This window comes from Fructobacillus americanaquae, from assembly GCF_024029775.1.
GTDB classification, from domain to species: Bacteria; Bacillota; Bacilli; order Lactobacillales; family Lactobacillaceae; genus Fructobacillus; species Fructobacillus americanaquae.
In genome coordinates, this window is the sequence record NZ_CP097122.1 from 558,998 (window position 1) to 580,997 (window position 22,000).

21 protein-coding genes and 3 tRNA genes are annotated in these 22,000 nt (G+C 44.0%); 10 read left to right on the plus strand and 14 right to left on the minus strand.

Features of this window, described 5'->3' with window-relative positions; all coding sequences use genetic code 11:
• Nucleotides 1–40 precede the first annotated feature (40 nt).
• The 3 genes from M3M36_RS02560 to M3M36_RS02570 are packed head-to-tail and all read left to right on the plus strand — an operon-like array spanning nucleotide 41 to nucleotide 3,200.
• Complete coding sequence (locus M3M36_RS02560; protein ID WP_252774290.1) at nucleotides 41–1,378, plus strand: M20/M25/M40 family metallo-hydrolase; 1,338 nt, start codon at nucleotides 41–43, stop codon at nucleotides 1,376–1,378.
• Between the two features lie 42 nt (nucleotides 1,379–1,420).
• Nucleotides 1,421–2,512: a methionine ABC transporter ATP-binding protein gene (locus M3M36_RS02565; RefSeq protein WP_252774291.1), complete on the plus strand. Its 1,092-nt coding sequence runs from the start codon at nucleotides 1,421–1,423 to the stop codon at nucleotides 2,510–2,512.
• Nucleotides 2,505–3,200 (plus strand): methionine ABC transporter permease, encoded by a 696-nt coding sequence (locus tag M3M36_RS02570; protein WP_252774292.1) that lies wholly within the window; start codon nucleotides 2,505–2,507, stop codon nucleotides 3,198–3,200. The genes M3M36_RS02565 and M3M36_RS02570 overlap by 8 nt, the downstream gene beginning before the upstream one ends.
• A 68-nt stretch (nucleotides 3,201–3,268) precedes the next feature.
• Here the strand turns inward: M3M36_RS02570 and M3M36_RS02575 are convergent, their stop codons facing one another.
• On the minus strand, nucleotides 3,269–3,967 hold the full coding sequence (locus M3M36_RS02575; protein ID WP_047974267.1) for a GntR family transcriptional regulator: 699 nt from the start codon (nucleotides 3,965–3,967) through the stop codon (nucleotides 3,269–3,271).
• A gap of 236 nt (nucleotides 3,968–4,203) precedes the next feature.
• Between M3M36_RS02575 and M3M36_RS02580 the strand changes: the two genes are divergently transcribed.
• From M3M36_RS02580 to M3M36_RS02595, 4 genes are all read left to right on the plus strand, one after another.
• Nucleotides 4,204–4,275: transfer RNA gene (locus tag M3M36_RS02580), tRNA-Gln, on the plus strand.
• Between the two features lie 116 nt (nucleotides 4,276–4,391).
• Nucleotides 4,392–4,895, plus strand: coding sequence for a GNAT family N-acetyltransferase (locus M3M36_RS02585; RefSeq protein WP_252774413.1), 504 nt, complete (start codon nucleotides 4,392–4,394; stop codon nucleotides 4,893–4,895).
• A 5-nt stretch (nucleotides 4,896–4,900) separates the two neighbouring features.
• Nucleotides 4,901–5,476 (plus strand): TetR/AcrR family transcriptional regulator, encoded by a 576-nt coding sequence (locus M3M36_RS02590; RefSeq protein ID WP_252774293.1) that lies wholly within the window; start codon nucleotides 4,901–4,903, stop codon nucleotides 5,474–5,476.
• Between the two features lie 151 nt (nucleotides 5,477–5,627).
• Nucleotides 5,628–6,686 carry an ABC transporter permease gene (locus M3M36_RS02595; RefSeq protein ID WP_252774294.1) on the plus strand — a complete coding sequence of 353 codons (1,059 nt, stop codon included), beginning with the start codon at nucleotides 5,628–5,630 and terminating at the stop codon, nucleotides 6,684–6,686.
• A gap of 588 nt (nucleotides 6,687–7,274) precedes the next feature.
• Here the strand turns inward: M3M36_RS02595 and M3M36_RS02600 are convergent.
• From M3M36_RS02600 to M3M36_RS02620, 5 genes are all read right to left on the minus strand, one after another.
• Nucleotides 7,275–8,435, minus strand: a complete 1,161-nt coding sequence (locus M3M36_RS02600) for an aminotransferase class V-fold PLP-dependent enzyme (RefSeq protein WP_252774295.1) — start codon at nucleotides 8,433–8,435, stop codon at nucleotides 7,275–7,277.
• Complete coding sequence (locus M3M36_RS02605; protein ID WP_252774296.1) at nucleotides 8,428–9,615, minus strand: PLP-dependent transferase; 1,188 nt, start codon at nucleotides 9,613–9,615, stop codon at nucleotides 8,428–8,430. Before M3M36_RS02605 ends, M3M36_RS02600 begins: the two co-directional genes overlap by 8 nt.
• Before the next feature lie 180 nt (nucleotides 9,616–9,795).
• Nucleotides 9,796–11,076: an O-acetylhomoserine aminocarboxypropyltransferase/cysteine synthase family protein gene (locus M3M36_RS02610; protein ID WP_252774297.1), complete on the minus strand. Its 1,281-nt coding sequence runs from the start codon at nucleotides 11,074–11,076 to the stop codon at nucleotides 9,796–9,798.
• Entirely contained in the window at nucleotides 11,051–11,956 is a 906-nt protein-coding gene (locus M3M36_RS02615) for a homoserine O-acetyltransferase/O-succinyltransferase family protein (RefSeq protein ID WP_252774298.1), read from the minus strand. The genes M3M36_RS02610 and M3M36_RS02615 overlap by 26 nt, the downstream gene beginning before the upstream one ends.
• 440 nt (nucleotides 11,957–12,396) lie before the next feature.
• On the minus strand, nucleotides 12,397–12,648 hold the full coding sequence (locus tag M3M36_RS02620; RefSeq protein WP_252774299.1) for a hypothetical protein: 252 nt from the start codon (nucleotides 12,646–12,648) through the stop codon (nucleotides 12,397–12,399).
• Between the two features lie 179 nt (nucleotides 12,649–12,827).
• Here M3M36_RS02620 and M3M36_RS02625 point away from each other — a divergent pair, with 179 nt between their 5' ends.
• On the plus strand, nucleotides 12,828–13,493 hold the full coding sequence (locus tag M3M36_RS02625) for a YoaK family protein (protein ID WP_252774300.1): 666 nt from the start codon (nucleotides 12,828–12,830) through the stop codon (nucleotides 13,491–13,493).
• A gap of 161 nt (nucleotides 13,494–13,654) precedes the next feature.
• Here the strand turns inward: M3M36_RS02625 and M3M36_RS02630 are convergent, their stop codons facing one another.
• From M3M36_RS02630 to mutY, 5 genes are all read right to left on the minus strand, one after another.
• Complete coding sequence (locus M3M36_RS02630; protein ID WP_252774301.1) at nucleotides 13,655–13,804, minus strand: hypothetical protein; 150 nt, start codon at nucleotides 13,802–13,804, stop codon at nucleotides 13,655–13,657.
• Nucleotides 13,805–14,319: 515 nt separating this feature from the next.
• A tRNA-Thr gene (locus M3M36_RS02635) sits at nucleotides 14,320–14,392 on the minus strand.
• 69 nt (nucleotides 14,393–14,461) lie between these two features.
• Nucleotides 14,462–14,543, minus strand: a tRNA-Leu gene (locus M3M36_RS02640).
• Nucleotides 14,544–14,753: 210 nt separating this feature from the next.
• Nucleotides 14,754–15,896: an AI-2E family transporter gene (locus M3M36_RS02645; protein WP_252774414.1), complete on the minus strand. Its 1,143-nt coding sequence runs from the start codon at nucleotides 15,894–15,896 to the stop codon at nucleotides 14,754–14,756.
• Nucleotides 15,883–16,932 carry an A/G-specific adenine glycosylase gene (gene mutY, locus M3M36_RS02650; RefSeq protein ID WP_252774302.1) on the minus strand — a complete coding sequence of 350 codons (1,050 nt, stop codon included), beginning with the start codon at nucleotides 16,930–16,932 and terminating at the stop codon, nucleotides 15,883–15,885. The genes M3M36_RS02645 and mutY overlap by 14 nt, the downstream gene beginning before the upstream one ends.
• 94 nt (nucleotides 16,933–17,026) lie before the next feature.
• Between mutY and M3M36_RS02655 the strand changes: the two genes are divergently transcribed.
• Nucleotides 17,027–17,176: a hypothetical protein gene (locus M3M36_RS02655; RefSeq protein WP_168779053.1), complete on the plus strand. Its 150-nt coding sequence runs from the start codon at nucleotides 17,027–17,029 to the stop codon at nucleotides 17,174–17,176.
• Nucleotides 17,177–17,301: 125 nt separating this feature from the next.
• A complete protein-coding gene (locus M3M36_RS02660; protein ID WP_252774303.1) occupies nucleotides 17,302–17,970 on the plus strand; it encodes a phosphatase PAP2 family protein in 669 nt (222 codons plus the stop codon).
• Between the two features lie 136 nt (nucleotides 17,971–18,106).
• On the opposite strand, the gene nrdF is transcribed toward M3M36_RS02660, so the two are convergent.
• The 3 genes from nrdF to nrdE all read right to left on the minus strand — a co-directional run bounded on the left by nrdF (nucleotide 18,107) and on the right by nrdE (nucleotide 21,973).
• Nucleotides 18,107–19,081 carry a class 1b ribonucleoside-diphosphate reductase subunit beta gene (gene nrdF, locus M3M36_RS02665; protein ID WP_252774304.1) on the minus strand — a complete coding sequence of 325 codons (975 nt, stop codon included), beginning with the start codon at nucleotides 19,079–19,081 and terminating at the stop codon, nucleotides 18,107–18,109.
• A gap of 1 nt (nucleotide 19,082) precedes the next feature.
• Nucleotides 19,083–19,523, minus strand: a complete 441-nt coding sequence (nrdI, locus tag M3M36_RS02670; RefSeq protein WP_252774305.1) for a class Ib ribonucleoside-diphosphate reductase assembly flavoprotein NrdI — start codon at nucleotides 19,521–19,523, stop codon at nucleotides 19,083–19,085.
• Nucleotides 19,524–19,801: 278 nt separating this feature from the next.
• Nucleotides 19,802–21,973, minus strand: coding sequence for a class 1b ribonucleoside-diphosphate reductase subunit alpha (nrdE, locus tag M3M36_RS02675; protein WP_252774306.1), 2,172 nt, complete (start codon nucleotides 21,971–21,973; stop codon nucleotides 19,802–19,804).
• Between the last annotated feature and the right edge of the window lie 27 nt (nucleotides 21,974–22,000).

Consider the following 22,000-nt stretch of genomic DNA (forward strand, 5'->3'; position numbering starts at 1 on the left):
CCGCGTACATATAATGACCACCACGAAAGGAAAATTACTCATGTCAAATCGTCAAGAAGAATACCTCACTTTTTTAAAAGAATTGATTGCCCTCCCCAGTGTTTCAGCAAAGCACGAAAAATTACCCGAAACGGCTGCCCTTCTGGGGCAAGCTTTGGAAAAGCTTGGTGGCCATGTTGAAGTCGACGACAGTTACTTTGCACCGCTGGTCATCGCGCACTTTCACAGTAACCAAGCCGATGCAAAGAACCTCATTATTTATAACCACTATGACGTTCAGCCAGCAGAACCCTTCAATCTTTGGGACCAAGACCCTTGGACTTTAACTGAAAAAGATGGTCATCTGATTGGTCGCGGTGTTGATGACGATAAAGGTAATATCACGGCCCGTTTCACAGCCTTAGCTGAATACTTAGACGAAAACGATGGCCAATTGCCCGTCAACATTACCTTCCTAATTGAAGGTTCCGAAGAAACTGCCTCACAACACTTGGACGATTACTTAGCTAAGCACCCAGAACTAAAAGCTGATTTAATCATCTGGGAGTCCGGTAATAAAGACGACCAGGGACAAATTGAACTTGGTGGTGGTAATAAGGGAATTGTAACTTTCGATGTGACGGCCAAGACAGCCGACAGCGACCTCCATTCCTCGTTAGCAACCGTTGTGGATTCTGCTGCTTGGCGTTTAAGTCAAGGACTGGCGACCCTCTTTGATCCAAAAACTGGACGCATTCAAGTTCCTGGCTTCTATGAGGATGTCATTGCCCCTAACCAGCGAGAAAAGGACTTGGTTGCCGCTCTACCAGGCACCAAGGAAGAATTTGTTAGGGGCCACCAAATCACTGCCCCGCTGTTGACCGACAAGCGTGGAGACGATTGGAAAAAAGCCCTGTACTTCGAACCAAGTATTAATATCGAGGGAATCTCATCTGGCTACGAAGGCCAGGGTGTTAAGACGGTTCTACCAGCGGAAGCAACCGCTAAATTAGAAGCTCGCCTTGTGCCTGGCATGGATCCAGACAAAACCTTAAAACAAATTCAAAACTTTTTGGCCGACCAGGGCTTCGCTGATTTAACAGTCACAAAGACCCTTGGTCAACCAGGCTACCGGTCAGACATGTCGGATCCTGAAATCGAAAAAGTCATTGACTTGGCCAAGGACTTTTATCCCGGTGAACCCGTTGTTTCCCCAACCTCACCAGGGACCGGCCCAATGGCCTATGTCAACAATGCTATCAAGGCCCCCATTATTTCTTTGGGGGTCGGCTACCAAGGCGCCTTAGACCATGCTCCAAATGAAAACATCCGCCTAACTGATTACGAAGACAACATAAAATTTGTTAAACTAATCATTGGTAGTTATGCTAATCACTAGCAGCAAACAGAAAGGAAAGTGCGTAAGCACCAGAATTTATCAATGACGAATCCAATTATTTCTTTAAAAAATATTGATGTGACCTTCCAACAAAAGAAGCGAACCATTGAGGCGGTTAAAAACGTTTCCATTGACGTGAACCGCGGAGATGTCTTCGGAATTGTTGGTTATTCCGGAGCTGGTAAGTCCACTTTGGTCCGGGTGATTAACCTGCTCCAGGTTCCAACGAATGGCCGGGTCATCGTTAATGGCGAAACATTCTTTGACAATCAAGGTACTGGTAAAACCGGTGTCCAAATTAAGGCAAATGAGCTGCGCGACCGTCGCCGCAAGATTGGCATGATTTTTCAACACTTTAACTTACTCAACGAGCGTACGGTAGCCGAAAACGTTGCCTTCGCCTTGCAGCACAGCCCATTAAAGGCCGACGAAAAGAAGGCAAAGGTTGCTGAATTGCTTGAACTAGTCGAATTGACTGATCGAGCCGACCAGTTCCCTGCTCAACTTTCAGGTGGGCAAAAGCAACGTGTCGCCATTGCTCGTGCCTTAGCCAATGATCCTGAAATTTTGATTTCAGATGAAGCAACCTCTGCCTTGGATCCAAAGACAACCAACCAAATTTTGGCCCTCTTGAAGAAATTAAACCAGCAATACAACTTGACCATTCTTTTGATTACCCACGAAATGGATGCGGTCAAGGAAGTCGCCAACAAGGTTGCGGTAATGCAAGATGGTCAAGTCCTGGAAGAAGGTTCAACTTTGGATATCTTTACTAAGCCACAGGCCGCCTTAACGAAAGAATTTATTGAAACCGCCACAAACCAGGACAAGGCTTTGGCAACGATTGGTGAATCGGATGCCATTACATCCTTAAACGACAACGAAATTTTTGCCCGTCTAACTTACTCTGGTAACAGTACAAATGAACCATTGATTACCACCCTTTATCAGAAGTATGAAGTTGTCGCCAACATCTTGTACGGTAACGTTGAGATTCTCCAAGGAACTGAAGTTGGTTCTCTGTTAGTCATCCTCTCTGGCTCAGCCAACGGTTTGGCTGCCGGCTTGCAGTCCTTAAAAGACCAAGGCGTTACTGTTGATATCTTGAAAGGAAAGGAAAGCAAGCATGAGTAATTGGTTTTCACAAACATTTCCAAACGTCGTTTATCAAGGCTGGTCTGGTGATACTGGTTGGTTAACAGCGATTAACCAAACAATCTTTATGACCTTCTGGTCTGCTATCTTCGGGGGTCTCTTGGGCTTAATCTTTGGTTTTGGCCTCGTTGTGACAAGTCCTCGTGGCATTACCCCCAACAAGGTTCTTTTCTGGATTTTTGATAAGATTGTTTCGATTTTCCGAGCAATTCCATTCATTATCCTTTTGGCCTTCATTGCCCCCGTTACAAAAACCATTGTTGGAACGCAAATTGGTTCTACTGCCGCTTTGGTCCCATTGTCATTGGGCGTCTTCCCCTTCTACGCCCGGCAGGTTCAGGTTGCCTTGACTGAAGTTGATGCCGGGATTGTCGAAGCTGCCCAGGCCGTTGGAGCTTCCTTTAGCGAAATCGTCTTTGGCGTCTACCTCCGCGAAGGTCGGTCCGAGTTGATTCGGGTGTCAACGGTGACGTTGATTTCCTTGATTGGATTAACAGCCATGGCCGGTGCCATCGGTGCCGGTGGTCTTGGAAACATGGCGATTGCTTACGGTTACAACCGTTTCGCCAATGACACGACCTTAGTGGCCACTTTCTTGGTTCTTGTCCTCGTCTTGATTGTCCAAGTCGTGGGTGACTACCTGGCTAAGCGCTATAACCACAAATAAAAAATCAGTACAAAAGGAGCGCAACACAATGTGTTGCGCTCCTTTTTTGTCAAATGATTCACGGTTAGTTAGCGAGTCAACTGGAATTCAAAGCGATCGCCAACATAGTATGAACGAACGTATTCAAAGGGGTGGTCTTCTTGATCATAAGAGACCTGACGAACGGCCAAAATTGGATCACCACGTTTAATTTGCAAGAAATCAGCTTGACGCTCCGTGGCCAATGCCGCTGTGACCGTTTGCTCGGCCCGACCTGGCTGAATACCGGCCTGGATTAAAGTGGCGTAGAGCGACTCTGTTAGGCTTGAACGAGTAAAATTATTCACCAGTTTTACGGGTAAGGTCGTCTGTTCCAACAAGATTGGCTCATCATCGCCCAAACGCAAGCGCTCCATCACCAAAACTTCATCTTCTGGTTTGAGTTGCAAATGCTCTAATTCCGAAACGGATGGAGTCGTCACCTTATAAGAAACAGTCACAGTCTGGGCTTCCCGGCCTGATTTTTTCATCAACTCCGTAAAAGAAGTTACCCCTAGCGCCCGTTCTGAAACCTTTTTCTCAGCTACATAAGTTCCGGAACCAACACGGCGTTCCAAAATACCTTCGTCAACGAGGGTTTGAATCGCCTGACGGAGAGTCATCCGAGAAACGTGAAAGGATTCGGCCAAGTCACGTTCAGCCGGAAGACGTTTATTCGTCCCCCATTCACCAGCTGCAATGCGCTGACGAATCTCATTATGAATCTCAATATAGCGTGGTATAGCCATAATTATTGCCGCTCCTGACTGTCATTATCGGTTGAAAACTAGGATACCCTGTTAACATCTCTTTTCTCATTATAATTGGTCTAGGCAAATATTTCAAATCACTCACTCTTTTTTACTAAATTTTTGATTCACGACGCTCCATCTAATTTTTCTGTAATTAATCTAAAAAAATTCCAGAAAAAATTCTAAAAATCCTTGCAAAATGAACGAAAAACGGGTAATATATATCAAGTAATTGCCCCTTAGCCAAGCGGTAAGGCGGTGGCTTCTGGTGCCATTATGCGCTGGTTCGAATCCAGCAGGGGCAATACGATAACTTAGAAAAGGGCGGTCTTGCTAGTGTAAGGCCGCCTTTTATGTTATCTTGTTAGTATAGCGTAATTTCTTTACTAGGCTTCTAGTAGCAGACGAAATGGAGACAAAAGTGAACATCCGTCCTCTTGCTAAGCAAGATTTGCCCCATATCTACCAGCAAAAAAATTCACGGTCCGTGATGGCCCTCTGGTTTGAAGAACCCTTTAATTCCTTAGACGAATTAACCATCCTCTATGACCGCCACGTCCTCGATCAAAGCGAACGACGTTTCGTGATTGAAGACGATAACCAATTCGTTGGTGTCGTTGAATTAATCGATATCAATACGATTCACCGTCACTGTGAAATTCAAATCATTATTGACACTAAATTTCAGGGCCAAGGCTTGGCCCAAAAAGGTTTGCGGGCCGGGATTGAATATGCCTTTTCTGTCTTAAACCTTCACAAGATTTACCTATACGTTGATGTAGAAAATCCAGCTGCCATCCACATTTATCAAAAATTTGGCTTTCAAGAAGAAGGTCGACTCAAAAAACACTACTTTGCCGAAGGACGTTACCATGATTCCTTAATGATGGGACTCTTCGCTAACGAATTTTATCAAGAAAAATAATCATTATGAAAACTGATGCCCGTTATACCAAAGCTGATGTTGCTATTCGTAACACCTTTTTAGAAATTTTGGCCCATAAGGACTTTCATAAAATTTCTGTCCAAGAAATCATTCAGCAGGCTGGTATTAACCGTTCAACCTTCTATGCGCATTTCTTAGACAAGGATGATTTGATGGAAACAATCCAAATGGATCTCTTAGAAGAAACCATGGGTGCTCTCCCTGCTCTTAACCTTGAAAACTTCGATGTTGCTGAAATTTTTGAACACCGAGCTGATTTTTTAGTCCAAAGAATTTATGAGCAAAAAGATTTAGCCGCCCTTCTCCTTTCAAAACATGCCGAACATTCCTTTGAAAACCGAATGGTTGAACAGGCAAAAAAGACCTTTTTCAGCACAACCGAAGGTCATGTTTTAGCCATTCCGTCGCGGTATGCCCTCAATATTCTGACTGGAACCGCTACAAATATGATCATTACCTGGATTCGTTCTGATTTTCAGGAATCAACTGAAGAATTTTCGGCCATCCTAGTGAAGGTTGTCCCACCACTTTTAACCAAAGTTATTCATGCCCAAGACTAACTTTTTTCAATCAAACCACCCACCAATGGGTGGTTTTTTGTTGGATAAGTGGTTCAAAACCAGGTTATCCAACTTTTAAGCAACGATTGTTGGTTTTATTCTTTGGACGATTTAATATACTAAAATTAGTAAACGAAACGAGGAAGTTCACATGAAATCATCAAATAAGTTGATTTTAAGTTTGGTTTTTGGTTTGACGATCGTCTTGGGAATTATGATGACCGCCTTCTCATTACCAGCCGTAAAATCAGGTATTAATAATGTCCCAATTGGTGTCGTTGCTCAAAATGATGCAACGTACGAAAAGTTGGCCAAGCCACTGTCCGATAAGGGCTTTAAAATTAGCCAGTATGACAGCGAAAAAAACGTTAAATCAGCTATCAAGGAACGTAAGATTTACGGTGCCTTCGAAATGTCAGCAACCGGTGACTTGAGTTTGTACCAAGCAACCGCCGCTTCTGCAGCCGTTGCGCAAGCCTTGAACCAGATTGGTCAGGGGGTTGTTAGCCAACAAAAGGCCGCTGCTAAGGCCCAATTAGCCCCAATGATGGCACAAGCCAATGACGTCAACACGTTGAAGGCCTTGAACCAAAAGTCAGCAGCAATCGATGCGAAGACTTTAAAGGTTGTTGAATTGCGGGCCTTCCCTAAGGATGACCCTAAGGGAACTGGCTTAGCCGCCGGAGCCTTGCCAATTGCCCTTGGTGGTTGGATTGGTGCCGTTGCCATTGCTAACGTCATTAAGGGTAAGAAGCAAAAGTTTTTTGCCGCCTTGGCCTTCGCCTTCGTGGGTGGCCTTGGTCTGGTCGGTGTTATCCAATTCGGTATTGGTACTTTCGCTGGTAACTACTGGTTAACCTCACTGGGTGCCATGCTTGGGATTGCTGCCACTGCATTCTTTGTTTTGGGTATTTTGGAAGTGATGGGCAATGGCGGTTTGATTATTGCCGCCATCCTGTTGATCTTGCTTGGAAACCCACTTTCAGGGCTCTCATCAGCTCCTGAAATGTTGCCAAAGGGCTGGGGCTTTTTCGGACAACTCTTGCCACCTGGAGCAACCGGATCACTTTTGCGTGACATCGCCTTCTTCAATGGGAATGCCATTGCCTTGCCATTAACAGTGTTGCTTGGCTATATTGCCCTTGGTTTGATTCTCTTCGCCACCGGTAAGAAGTCATCAATCATTGTTTCTGAAACAACGACTGACTAATCAAAAATATTTTTTCTGCTTGAAAAACCGCTTACATGTCTGATGCCAGACAAGCAAGCGGTTTTTTTACTGTTTTTTCAAAAAATTGGTATTAAGTGGCGCAGAACTGCATTCAGTGGACAAGCTCAATCGCCCCACTATCCTTTGGTTGATTAGCCGCAAAAATCGTCTTTGTAGCAGCCCAGATTTTTTCAGCAATTTCTGGCTTATTCATCGTGTACAAATGGATGCCATCAACTCCTTGGGAAACCAATAATTGTTGTTGTCATATCCTTTTCTCCTGATGTTTTCTTTACTCCTGGCCGCGCAATAAAAAGCGCCCCTAGATCAACAACCACGTCAATCTAGGGGCGCCTTTTGGCACGGTACCACCCTAATTGTCTGCTAATACCAGACTTACTCAATACCCCAAATTACATCGGAGCCACACAAGATAACGGCTGTGAACCGTGGCAATCTCACGCAAACAGCGCTCGACCATCCAGTAACTCCAAGACCATCTTCCCTAACCATTTTTCTACCACTTCTCAGCATCATGGCTCTCTGTCAAAAATTCGGATTAGCTACTCATCTTTTCATTGTCTACTTTCATTCTTCAATTTTTAAAAAGGCCTGGTGTAAATCAGCCTTCAAATCGTCAATGTCCTCTAAACCAACGGAGTAGCGAACCAAGCCAGCCGTAATCCCACGCTCATGGCGCTCGTCCACGTTCATTTCGGCATGCGACATCTTCGGTGGATAAGAAATAATTGATTCCACTGCCCCCAAAGAAACCGAGAAAATCGGAATCTTTAATGCAGCTACCAGCTGGCGGACATTGTCTTCGCTACCAATATCAAAAGACAAAACCGCCCCGCCCGATTTGGCCTGACTCCTTTGAACTGCATAGCCAGCATCCGCTGCCAAGCCCGGGTAATTAACCTTTGTCACCAGGGGCTGTTGTTCAAGCCAGCGAGCAAGTTCCAGGGCGTTTTGCGACTCCTTGTCGATTCGGGCCGCCAAAGTCTTAATGCCGCGCATCAAGAGCCAGGAATCAAACACTCCCAGCGTCGCACCCATAGCATTTTGGAGGAAGTAGATTTGTTTGCCCAGCTCTTCATCCTTGGTAACAACCAAACCTGCCAGAATATCGCTATGGCCGGCTAAGAACTTTGTAGCACTATGGACGACCAAATCGGCACTAAGGTCTAATGGCTTTTGCAAGACCGGGGTCATAAAGGTATTATCGGCAAAAACCAAGGCCCCGTGGTCGTGGGCAATTTGTGCTACTAAGCGAATATCCGTGACCTGCAGGGTTGGATTTGAAGGCGTTTCCACGTAAACCACCTTAGTATTATCCTGAAAATCCTCTTCCAAATCAGATGGGTTTCCTAAGTCCACAAAAGTAAAAGAAATCCCATACTTGGTCAAAACTTCCGTGACCAAACGAAAGGTTCCACCATAAACATTCTTGGTCAAAATCACGTGGTCGCCCTGGTTCAGCGTCAACAAGGCCGTTGAAATGGCTGCCATCCCCGTTGCAAAAGCAAAGCCCCGCTTGCCATGCTCCAATTCAGCAATACTTTCCTCGAGAACATCGCGCGTTGGGTTGCCTGACCGGGCATAATCCCAGTGACCAAAATGATCAAAGTCACGTTGTTCGAATGTCGATGACAACTGGATTGCTGGGTTAATTGCCCCACTTTCTTTATCGGGTTTGGTTGTAGTCTTAATGACCTTCGTCCAATCAGAAAATGCATCCTTAGTCATGAATTAACTCCTTTTCTGCGCCTGATGCGTCCTCCGCCGGTTCTTTACCTCCACCATCAGTATCTATCGCAACTGTCAAGGCCTGATGGAAGTCTAAAATCAAGTCCGCACTGGCTTCAATCCCACAGGATACTCGCAACAGGTTTTCTGTAATCCCTGTTTTTTCACGTTCGGCTGGTGTCATGTCGGCATGGGTTTGCACGGCCGGAACGGTTACCAAGGTCTCCGTTCCACCCAAACTTTCAGCAAAGGAAGCCACCTTTAAGGCGCCCAAGAAACGGTCAATATCGACTGATTGATTCACATAAATGCTGACCATGCCCCCGCGGCCAGGATAGCGGACTTCGTCAATCAATTTACTTTGGTTAAAATCTGCCACCAAGGCCTGAGCGTTGTCTTCCTGCTTAGCCAGGCGCAAAGGCAGCGTTTTGAGGCTCCGTAAGAGCAACCAGGAATCAAAGGGGGCCAAATTAGGGCCCGTCGTTATCAAGTTCTGACCAATGACTGCAGCTGTTTCTTCAGTTTTACAAACCACTACACCGGCCAACAAATCATTATGCCCTGACAAATACTTCGTGGCAGAATGAACCACGATATCAGCCCCTTGATTCAGAGGCTGTTGAATCAAGGGTGTGTAAAATGTGTTGTCCACGAGCAATTGAGCCGAAACGGCATGAGCATGGTCGGCCGCTTTTTTGATATCAATGACCTTCATGGTTGGGTTCGAAGGGGTCTCAATCCAAACAGCCTGACCATCATTTGCCAAAAGTCGGTCAAGTTCTTGATAATCTTGACCATCCCACTTGCTGAAGCGCAGGTGGTATTGTTTTGCTAAAAGATCAAAGAAACGGAAGGAACCGCCATACAAATCGTCAGAAACAATAATGTGGTCATCACTTTTAAACTGGCTAAAGACTAGTTGAATGGCTGCCATTCCAGAGGAAACGGCATAGGCCTTCGCCCCATTTTCCAGCTGAGCTAAGACATTCTCTAAGACGTCTCTGGTGGGTTCCGTCATCCGGGAATAGTCATAGCCCGTCGACTTACCCAGACCCTCGTGCCGGTATGCGGTCGAAAAATACAGGGGCATCGAAATCGAACCCGTTACATGATCAACTCGGTTACCCGCTTGGGCCAAAATCGTTTCAATCTTTTTTTGCCAAGAACAGTCAATTGCCATTAATTTTTACCTTTCTTTATGCCAATTATTTAATACGAACAAATTTTTTCCAAACTCTTCGCCCTCGTGAAGTTTTGGTTGATACCAACCGTGCACGCACAACCATCTAAGCGCAGTCGAACTTTCATTTGCCAGGTACACCCTTAAAACCATAGCAAGGTCTCTTCGCCACCCAGGCCTTTAAATCTTAGCCAAGGCCTGGTCCAAATCAGCGATAAGGTCGTCAACATTTTCCACGCCAATTGAGAGACGAATCAAGTCAGGCGTCACACCGGCTGCTTGCAATTCTTCCTCATTCAATTGGGCATGAGTCGTGGAAGCCGGGTGGATAATCAATGACTTCGCATCGGCGACATTCGCCAAAAGCGAAAAGAGCTTCAAGTTCTTAATCAATTCCTTACCAGCCTCTTGACCACCGACCAATCCAATTGTAAAAATCGAACCGACCCCCTTAGGGAAGTATTTTTCTGCCAAAACGTGATAAGGACTATCAGCCAATTTTGGATACCTTACCCAGGCCACCTTTGGATGGTTATTAAGATAATCAACTACCTTTTCGGCGTTTGAAACGTGACGTTCAACCCGCAAGGAAAGCGATTCCAACCCTTGTAGCAATAAGAAGGAATTGAAGGGACTAATCGTGGCCCCCAAGTCTCGCAAACTTTCTGCTCGGATCTTGGTCGTAAAGGCTGACGGTGCCAAATCAGCAAAGATCAATCCATTATACTGAGCATTCGGCTTCGTGAAGCCTGGATACTTGCCACTAGCTTTGTAATCAAAGTCGCCCTTTTCAACAATGACACCACCCATTGTTGTCCCATGACCACCAATAAACTTTGTAGCCGAATGAATCACAATGTCAGCACCATGGTCCAAGGGACGAACTAAGTAGGGTGTGCCGAACGTGTTATCGACAATGAAGAGAATTTGGTGACGATGGGCAATTTCGCCAATGGCCTCAAAGTCAACCAAGTTAATATTGGGATTTCCAATACTTTCCACATACACCGCCTTGGTCTTGTCCGTAATCGCCTCTTCAAAGTTTTGGGGATCATCTGGATCAACGAAGGTCGTTTTAATTCCTAATTTTGGTAGCGTAACCGCCAAAAGATCGTAGGTTCCACCATAAAGAGTACTAGCAGCAACAACTTCATCCCCCTGGCCAGCAATGTTAAGAATCGCTGCCGTAATAGCAGCTGACCCTGTGGCTAAAGTCACCCCAGCTGCAGCGTTTTCCAAAGCTGCCACACGATCATCGACAACTGCCGTCGTTGGATTGGTCAAGCGGGTATAAATATTGCCGGGTTCCGTCAAACCAAAGCGATTGGCGGCCTGTTCAGCATCCTTAAAGACGTAAGAAGTTGTTTGGTAAATTGGCACGGCCCGTGACCCAGTTGCTGGGTCAACCGTTTGGCCAGCGTGGACTTGCAACGTTTCAAAGTGTAATTTCTTGTCGGTCATCTTTTTTCTCCTTATTGACAATCAAGTTCAACCAGTTTTGATAGAGTTGGTGGCTACTAGCCGTCCAGGTGTTTTCAATCTCTTCGCCCCGGTCATAATAACCTTCTGGATAATAGTTATCAGGCTCATGAATGGCCAAATGCTTAGCTAAGTCGCGCCGGTATTCAGCATCTAATGTTTTGACTTGGTACTCAGAATGCCCCGTCAGGTAGGTCTGTCTCCTCTCTTCCGAATGTAGCAGGAGCGGTCCCGCTTGGTCATTGGTTAAAAGGACTTGTAAATCAGCTGGCAAACCCTCAACGTCGATCACTGACTCTGAATACCGCGACTGCGGTGTCTTGAAGTTGGCGAGGCCAGCGGTCAATCCTAACTTTTCAGTGTCAATTGCTTGAGTTGGCTGCTTGGCCTCATATATTCCAAACAATTTTGCCGGTAAGCGCCGTTTTTTGATACCAAAATCTTGATACAGCGCTGCCTGAGCCGACCAACAGGCGTTGATTGTTTGATCAACATGGTCTTTGGCCCACTCCTTGACAGTCAAAAATTCCTGCCAGTAATCAACATCCTCAAAGGGCAACTGCTCCACCGGTGCCCCTGTCAAAATCAGGCCATCGAAATTTTCGTCCTGAATTTGGTGCCAACAGACATAACAGTTGGCGACCGCGTCCTTTGGCATCGTCTTGAAGTGGTGGCTACAGGCATATAGAAAGGTCAATTCGACATCCTGGTCCAAATCATTTAACAGAGACAAAAATTGTTCTTCAGTATTCTCCTTGGCTGGCATCAGATTCCAAACCAAGATTTGCACTGGTTGGCTTAATTTCTGATTTTGCCATACTTGCTTTTGGTGCAAGAACCCATTCTTTGCATTCGCCGTCATCGCCACTCTCCTTTTTAAAACAAAAAAACGCCCCTAGAATCACTATCAAAGTCATTCTAGGGGCGCCAAATAGCCTGGCACGGTACCACCCTATTGCTGGCTTATTGGCCAACACTTAAGACACTAAAGAAGCTATCTCTTAACACAATAACGTGTGTCAATCCGTAAGGGGCTCATCAGCAAGACTCACCGCTTATACCGTCACCAAAGACCATCTTCAACATTTGCTCAAATACCCGCTTACACCAGACCGGGCTCTCTGTTAAAATCAGCTGAACGTTTACTCATCTTTTCTCAGTATTTTATAATTTATCTGTTGAGACGTATAATAAACCGTTCTATTTTCTTTGTCAACAGCAATTTTATTTTTTTAATAAAAGCTGCTAGGCCCGATTGATTCAACTAAAAAAGCCTAACGCGCTGTTCGCCTGACTTTACCGTCACCGATCCCCATTTTTAATTACCAAAAATCGTTTTGATTCGCTAATCATATTTGACTTAAACCAGTCCAACAAGCTAAAGGTCATTTTGCTATAAACCTTGTTATAAAGCTTCTTTATGGCACTCAGCCGGCACCGCCACCGAGTTCCATAACCTAGAAGCAAGGCCTGCTTAACCACCCGAATTTTCAGACCGGATGTTCGAGCCGCAATTGATTTATTCAAACCGGCTGTCCGCATCCGATGCTTCATATTCTGGGTCTCTCCTAAATATTCTAAGTTGATTAGAGTATATTCATTAGAACAATTCTTTTTTTAAACGTCTGCAAAAGCAACTGAAAGATTACTCATAATCCTTGAAAATCAACGATTTCACCCACGCAAACAAGACAAATTGCAGTACAATAGTATCCGTATTGGAGGTGACGGATTTGTCTAAAAATTTATTTCCATCACATGAACGACTCCTCTTTGGAAGTCTCTTAACCTTCACCGCCGGATCGCTGGATGCCTATTCTTATTTAATCCACGGTGAAGTCTTTGCTGGTCTCCAAACCGGAAACTTAATCCTGCTTGGGATTAACTTGGGCAAAATGCATTTGTCAACTGCCAGTCACTACCTGATTTCACTGCTTGCTTTTGGTGTTGGCACTCTCTTAATCAAGGTGCTTCAACATATACTAGAAAATAAAGGGGCCAGTAAGACAACCGAACGGCGCTTTGTCCTTTGGTATATGGCGGCCATCCTGGTGCTGTCTGCCATTCTGCAGAAGCACGTTCCCAACCTCGTTGGCACTTCGATTCTTTCCTTTGCCGCTGCGGCCGAATTACAAGAATTTCGCAAACTCAAGGGGGCCCCATTTATGCCACTGATGATGACCGGAAACTTCCGGACACTCTACGAAGCCCTTTATGAAAGTCTCTTCCGTGGCAACACTAAGATGGCACAAACAGCCATTGATATCGCCACGGTCATCTTCACTTTCTTCCTAGGAGCGCTGTTAATCAGTGCAACAGTTCCCGTCTTGGCTGGGTTAGCCATCCTCATTCCAGCTCTGGTAACACTTGTTATGAGCCAACTGGTCACATTGAAATAAGCAAAAGCCTTTGACTGTCTTAGTAAAGGCTTTTTTCTTTTGACCCATTTACCCAATAACACTATCCAACGACCACAAGGAAAATTCATTGTACAAAAAAGGCAAGACGTTTCACAACGTCTTGCCTAAAATCGCTACCGGACTCATACCAGGTCTGCTAGCTACTTTTTAAAAGCATTCTTGGTTTTATCGGCAAAATCTTTGGTGGCATCTTTAGCATCGGCTGCAAAATCCTTTGCCTTGCCTTCGGCTTTTTTTGCCTCACCTTCCAACTTATCCTTTGTTGCATCAAATTTTTCTTCGAATGACATAGAATGTTCCTCCTTTAAATTTGATTGCCCTCAGTATACACCAAAGTCCGTTAATGTAAAGTAAAAAGTGACACAAAAAACGAAAAACTGAGCATACTAAGCTTATTAAGATTAAAAGTGATTTACCTATTCCTTTTCATCTTAAATGGTTCAAAATACGTTGTATCAAATTTAAAAATTATCCTCTGAAAAAGTCGCCTTTGAAAAATCGAGCAACTAAAACGACCAGCCCGTGCGAGATAGAAACAGTTAGTGGCTACTTTGTCATGAAAAAAGTCACGAAAAGAAGACAGGACACTTGGCGTCCTGTCTTCTTAAAAACTCGTGTTCTGCAATCTTGACGCCCACTAACAGTACAAAAAACTTATTTATCAGTAAAACTGTCATGCAAGTGTCATGAACTTCTAAGAGTCACTAGTAATTTAATATTAACCAAAAGCAAGCAAAAACCGCTATTTAATCACGTCCATGCGATTAAATAGCGGTTTAACAAAAGAACCAATAAATGGCATAAATGCCGACTAGCGGACTCAAACCGCTGACCCCCTCATTACTAGTGAGGTGCTCTATCAACTGAGCTAAGTCGGCAAAATCAGTACCTAAATATCATATCAAAATATTTTGAATACTTCAACAATATTTTTTTAAATATTGTGATACGGATGACAGGAATCGAACCTGCACGGATTACTCCACTGGAACCTAAATCCAGCGCGTCTGCCAATTCCGCCACATCCGCAAATCTTGACTTACCAGGCTAACTCCCGGTCTTAAACAACCGACAGACGCTTTGGCAACCATTTAATAATACTGGATTTCTTTCTCATCGTCAAGTAAAACTTTAGAAAAAACATTACTTTTTCAAAAGCACGACTACTGAGAATAACCAGAAATCTCGCCCTTTCAAAAAGCGCCACAGACAAAGTCTGTGGCGCTGATTTTTCAATAACTATTCATCAAATGTCTTCTTCGTTAATTCCGAAACCGACTGCTCTTTTCGTTGCGTCAGATGCAATTTATAAGCATACAGGATAATCGTTCGAACAATGGCATAGACCGGCACAACAATAATCATACCAACAATTCCCCAAAGGTTTCCTGCCCCTAGCAAGAGCAGCATCACCGTCAGCGGATGCATCTTCAAACTCTTACCAATTAGGGCCGGATAAATGATTGAACCGTTAACCTGCTGGACAATCGCCATCGTAATCACGATTCCAATGACCATCTTCCAAGAAAGTGACAGAGCAACAAAGATGGCCGGCACAACCCCAATAAAGGGTCCCACATAAGGAACAATATTCGCTACTCCGGCAATAAAACCAAGAAGCCAAATATATGGCAAGCCGGTCATCCAGTAACCAATACTCATCGCAAAACCAACAAAGACCATCTGAATGGCCTGACCTGAAATATAGCGTTCAATAGTCTTATCAAGTTGTCCACCGAGTTCAAAGACATCCTGCGCCTTGCTCTTCGGGAAGAAATTTTTGACCGTTGGCAAAAAGTGATCCGCATCGTTTAGCATATAAAAGAGGATGATCGGTACCAGCAAAACATTGATAGTAAAAGAAGTCGCTCCCGCAATCACTGCTTGAAGAGTCCCAGCAGTAATTGAGAGAACCGAAGTCCCATATTTGGTTACAGATGTCCTAATATCAGTATCTGAAACCGAGATATTCATGCGTTTAAACCAAGGCTCCTTGACCATCTCATTCACCAGATCCTGTACATGCCTGATAAATGAAGGAATGGCATTAATCATATTCGTGATTTCATTTAAAATCAGTGGAACAAAAATAATGAAGGCCCCACCAATAACAAATAAGAACAGGGCAAAAGTAATCCAGACTGCCAAAAATCGGGGCATCTGCCAGTTTTTGATTCTGATTTTTTCAATTAGCTTTAAAATTGGCTTCAAAACATAGTAAAAGAAGCCAGCGACCAATAACGGCATAAAAACCGTGTTGGTAAAGACTGCAATCGGATGCATTAAAAAGTCAAAACGAAAGACTAAGAAAATTAAGCAGGCTAAGGCCAGTGCCTCGATTGTCCAAAAAAAGATGGTCTTTAATTTATCATTTGGAAACATCATCAATCTCCCTTAATTGATCTAATAGTTTATATTGTACCTTTGGCAAGGCTAGTGCCTCTTGCTCTACTGGCGAGAGAAAAGCCATGTTGATGGGTAGGTTTTGCTGCTTTTTAACTGGCAGATCGACTAACCAAATTTCCCAGCGTCGGTGGGAAAAGACGTGCACAACCGGTTTTAAGGTCAGCTGCTTCCCTGCTAATTCTTCGATTGATTCAACTTGCTTCAGTGGCAAGGTCCAAAAATTAGCGAGCAGACCAGTTTTTGGTCGGTGTTCATACAACAATCGGCCCTGAGCATCATAGGCCACTTGAGCTTGATAAATTTGTCGCAACGGCTTTTTCTTTTTTGTTTTGACCGGATACTGGTCCTCAACCCCATCACGAAAGGCCGCATTATACTTTTTGACAGGCGAATGCAGGGTGTCCGGATTATCCGTTTTCATATAAGTTGTACCCAAGTCCATAATTGCCTGATTAAAGTCACCAGGCCTTTCTGGGTCAACGATTGGTTCAATTGCTTGATAAAAAACCTTGCGGGTTTTTGGTTGAGCAATATCATCATCAATCTTCAGCAACCGGGAAAAAACTCGAAAAAAGTTTCCGTCAATGGCTGGCACTACCTGATCAAAGGCAATTGAGGCAATCGCTGCCGCTGTGTAAGGGCCAACCCCAGGTAAATTCTGAAGGTCGTCGGATGACTCTGGCCATTGGCCCTGCAAGTCATTAACTACATACTTAGCCGCCTTATGCAGGTTTCTAGCCCGAGAGTAATAGCCGAGCCCTTCCCAAAGTTTTAACACTAAATCTTCATCGGCAGCAGCCAAATCAGCGACCGTTGGCAAAGCTTCCATAAAGCGGTTAAAATAGGTAATGACCGTATCCACTCTGGTCTGTTGGAGCATTAACTCCGAAACTAAAATTCGATAAGGATCTGTGTTTTGTCGCCAAGGCAAAGCCGCTCGACCTTCTTGGTCATACCAGGCAAGCAAGTCTTTGCGAAAGGCATTGATTGTCGTTTGATTCCAATTCTCCATAACCATTATTATAGCACTTGAAAACCAATCTCTTATCAGGTATAATTGTTTTCTGTACGATACATTTATTTTATCTAATATAAGGAGTTACACCATGGCAGTTAAGACACCATTGAATTCATTTGCCCGCGGCCGTAAGGTCGGACACGACTCTTCTAAGAAGAAGCGTCAGGCTGCTGTTGCTCAATTGCAACAATGGGCTAAGGGAAAGACAACTGAAATCCCTAACACAAGCACTAAGTAAGGAAAACTAGCATTCAGCTAGTTTTTTTCTTTATTTTTTCATAAATCTGAAGAAAACTCCTTGTCTTGCCTGGTGTCCATGCTTATACTAAGTGTTGAGCAATCACTTTTTTGGAGACCAAACCTATGATTATTTCCGTCGAAAATAAACAACGCCGCCGAGCAGTCTTTGCCGCCCTGCTCTTTATCGTTCTGGCCGTTTTAATTGGCACCAATGCGTCTTTTTTGTCTGAAATGAATGAATCAGTTCGCTTCTTTATGACTGGGATTCAAACGAGTTTCGGTAATGCCATTATGTCGGCTGCAACCTTCTTAGGTTCCCCACTCATGTGTCTAATTTATGCCGTTCTCTTAGCAAGCGTCTTACTATTGGCAAACTTAAAAATTCCAGCATTTTGGGTAATCTTTACCGCCTTTGGTCAAGTGATTTTAGCCCAAATCATCAAGTTCTTGATTCATGCACCGCGGCCCGTTGGTCATCTCTTAACAGATACCGGCTACTCATTTCCGTCACAGCACGTCGTTGCCATTTGGTCAATCGTTTTTATCCTGTTCTTGTTGGTAACACCAAACATTAATTCGATGATTTTACGAATTTTGCTTGACTGGCTTTTAATTACTCTTGCGCTGATGGTGATGCTCTCACGACTTTATTTTTCTTCGCAATTTGTTTCAGACGTCGTTGCCGGCTACCTATTGGCTTACGCTTGGGTCGTCCTCTGTGCTAGCCTTTATCCGGCAGTTGCAACAACATTGAAAAAAAGCTTTTGGCGTTTCAAGGAACAAGAAATTTAACATTGAACAGGCTCGGTCAGTAGTGACTGAGTCTTTTTTATTTGTCATTCAAACATGACCAACTAAAAAATCAGCTTTCCGCCAAACAAAAAATGCCTACTGCACAAAGCAGTAGGCATTCTATTTTATTAGCAGTTTAGTCTTCCTTGTAATCCTCGTCAGACATGGCCTCGACTTGTCCCAACAAGTAACCATTCCCAACCCCTGAGAAAAAGTCGTGGTTTGATGTTGAAGTTGAAATACCATTCATAACAACCGGATTAACCTGGTCAGCGTTGTCTGGGAACAACGGTTCCTGTCCTAAGTTCATCAAGGCCTTGTTCGCGTTATAGCGCAAGAAAACCAAAACGTCGTCGCTCCAACCAATTTGATCGTAAATTTCGTGAGTAACCTTTTCTTCGTTGTCGTACAAGTCATACAACAAGTCATACATCCAAGTCTTCATCTCCTCTTGCTCCGCTTCTGAAAGCTTATTAAAGCCGATTTGGAACTTGTAACCGATGTAAGTACCATGAACAGACTCATCACGCAAAATCAGCTTAATAATTTCGGCAACGTTGAGCATGCGGTTGTGGCCCAAGTAGTACAAAGGCGTGTAGAAACCTGAATAGAACAAGAAAGTTTCCAAGAAGACCGAAGCAACCTTCTTTTGCAATGGTGTGCCATTTTGGTAAACATCATTAATCTTGTTGGCCTTGTACTGCAAAAATTCATCGTGATCAGCCCATTCAAAGGTCGCATCGATTTCAGACTTATCGTTCAACGTTTCAAAGATAGAAGAATATGACTTAGCATGAACAGATTCCATAAATTGGATATTGTTCAAAACCGCTTCTTCTTTTTGGTTAACAGCATCGCGACGCAATGAAGCCATTCCATCTTGTGACTGTAAAGTATCCAAGGTTGTCAAACCACCGAAGACCAAGTTGTAAACCCGGCGTTCCGTATCATTCAAATCACCACGCCAGTTGCGCAAGTCGTTTGAAATTGGGACACGGGTGTCTAACCAGAATTGTTGGGTCAACTTTTCCCAGGTAGCTTTGTCCAAGGCGTCTTCAATATCGTTCCAGTTAATGGCAGTATATGAGCCGTTATTCACGTGTTCAACCATGTTATTCTCCTAATGTTTCCGTGATGCTTTGGTAAATTTTTTCTGCGTCATAAGAAGTCCCACGTAACTCGTAGTCTCCAATCACCGGCACCTGATACGTTTTAGCGTAGCGCTTAGCGGTCAAAATATATTGATCGTTAAAGTTACGGTTCCCCGATCCAACTACTCCCTTTATCAGGGTAGCATTGTCTTTAAAATCAATATAGTCCGCTAGGGCATTCGTAAAGATTTCAACAACCGCAGGACCGGTGCCAGTCCCGCCCGTCAAGTAGGTTGGTACAATTGCTACAAAAGGTTGGTGTTCCTCTTCATAATCGGTTTCATCACCAACCACTTTCGCGTCAATCGCGTCACCCTTTTCTTCAGCAACTGCTTGCAGTTTATTAATAAACGACTGGGTATTACCCTCAATGCTGGCATATAAGAGTCGGTATGTTGCCATCGACCTTTCCTTTCTAAACAGCATAGGCTGCTTGTCAGAGCTTTGAATCAGAATTATTTGATAATTTTTGAACAAAGCCCATGCAACGTATTCAATTTAACAGCTGGGTTGACAGCCGTCAACCCCTAAATATGTACGACTGAGCAGTGCTCAATCATTTGTGAACCCGGTAAACAAGACCAGGCCAACAATTGAACACTTATTCACAATCGCATTTTGCTAGAAAAATTTTCTAGCTTAAATTCTTGTAAGCGTATCCAATTAGAATTAAACCGTCATTAAATTGAGCAAGATTCACATTCGTTGATGCCAGCCTCTTGGTTATCATCCGTATATGTTCGGACATAATACAAAGACTTGATTCCCTGCTTGTACGCATAATTACGCAACTTGGACAAATCGCGCGTGGTCATCTTTTCTGTTCGACCATTCTTCCAGTCATACAGGCCTTCCGGAATGGTTGAACGCATAAAGAATGTCAAAGACATTCCCTGGTCGACGTGAGGCTGAGCGGCTGCATAGATATCAATTACCTTTTTCATGTTCGTGTCATAGGCAGAAACATAGTAAGGTAACGTCTCATTTGACAGGCCAGGTGCTGGATAGTAAACCTTCCCAATCATTCCTTCCTGTCGTTCCTCAATTTTGTTAACGATTGGCAACAAAGAGGCCGTGGTGTTATTAACGTATGAGATTGAACCAGTTGGTGCTACCGCGTGACGGTAAGCGTTGTACAAGCCGTTCTTTTGAACTTGATCACGCAATTCCACCCAATCTTCCTTCGTTGGCACGGGAAGATTGGCAAACAAGGCTTTCACCTTATCCGTTTTTGGACCCCAATCTTGACCTACATACTTTTCAAAGTATGTGCCGTCAGCATATGCTGATTTATCAAAGTCTTTAAAGCTTTCTTGGCGGTCCAAGGCAATATTCATCGAAGCCTTCAATGAATAGAAGTTTAATGTCATGAAGAAGACCTTGGTAAAGTCCAGAGATTCTTCGTCACCATACATCATCTTGTTCTGAGCAAAGAAGGCTGCCAGACCCATGGCGCCCAAACCAACAGCGTGGTTTTGTTGGTTACCATTTTGCACGGATGGGACCACATTCAAATCAGACTGCTCGGAAACAAAGGACAAAGCTCGGATCATCGCATCAACAGAGCCGGCGAAATCGTCCGTTTTCATCATATTGACGATGTTGATTGAACCCAAGTTACATGAGATATCTTCACCTAACGTTGTATATTCTTGTTCATCGTCAATGGTTGAAGGTGTTTGCACCTGCAAAATTTCAGAACAAAGGTTGGATGAAATGACCTTTCCGGCAACTGGATTGGCGCGGTTAACTGTATCGATATTAATGATGTAAGGATAACCAGATTCTTGCTGAAGCTTTGAAATTTCTTCTTCAACCGTCCGGGCAGGAATCATCTTCTTCGTGATCTTGTCGTTCTTCAACATGTTGTCATATTCAGCTGTAATATCAACATAATTGAATGGCATGCCGTACTCACGTTCGACATCAACTGGTGAGAACAAGGCCATTTCTTGGCCCTTTTCAATCAAGTCGTAGTACTTATCGGGCACAATTAAGCCCAATGATAGGGTCTTCACGCGGACTTTTTCGTCGGCGTTTTCCTTCTTGGTTGCCAAGAAGGTCATCAAATCAGGGTGGAAGATGTTCAGATAAACAACTCCGGCTCCCTGACGGGCCCCAACCTGTGATGAAAAAGTAAAGGAATCTTCCAATAACTTCATCACTGGCACAATACCACCAGCAGAATTTGCAATGCCCATTACTGGCGCGCCGGCTTCACGAAGGTTTGACAAGTTAATGCCAACTCCCCCACCCATCTTTGATAACTGCAAAGCAGAATTGATTGTTCGGCCGATAGAGTTCATGTCATCGCTTGTTTGCAAAACGAAACAAGAAACCAATTCACCTCGACGAGCACGACCAGCATTCAAGAATGATGGTGTTGCTGGTTGGTAGCGTTGGTGAATCATTTCGTTGGCCAAGGCCATTGCTAAGTCCTCGTCGCCGTTAGCATAAAACAAAGCATTCAAGGCCACGCGGTCTAAGTAAGACTCAACGTAGTAAGCCTTATCATTCGTCTTTTGTGCATATTGGTTGTAGAACTTAAAGGCCGCCATAAAGGAACTAAAGTGGAAGTCTTGTTCCTCTAAGAAGGCATACATCTTATTGATGAAGGCCATGTCATATTTTTTGACCAGGTCCTTATCCAAAAAGTCGTTTTCAATCAACCAGTCATAATGAGCTTTAACAGAGTCAAACCGTTTTAAGTTTGGTTCAACATTTTCCTTCATAAAGGCTGCCAAAGCTTCCTGATCCTTGTTCAACTGAATCTGGTTGTCCTTTGGAATATTGATTTCGTTATTTAAATCAAAATAGGTGACCTGGGTGAGGTCAAGGTCCAATAATGACATATAATTCTCCTCGTTTTTTATAATTTG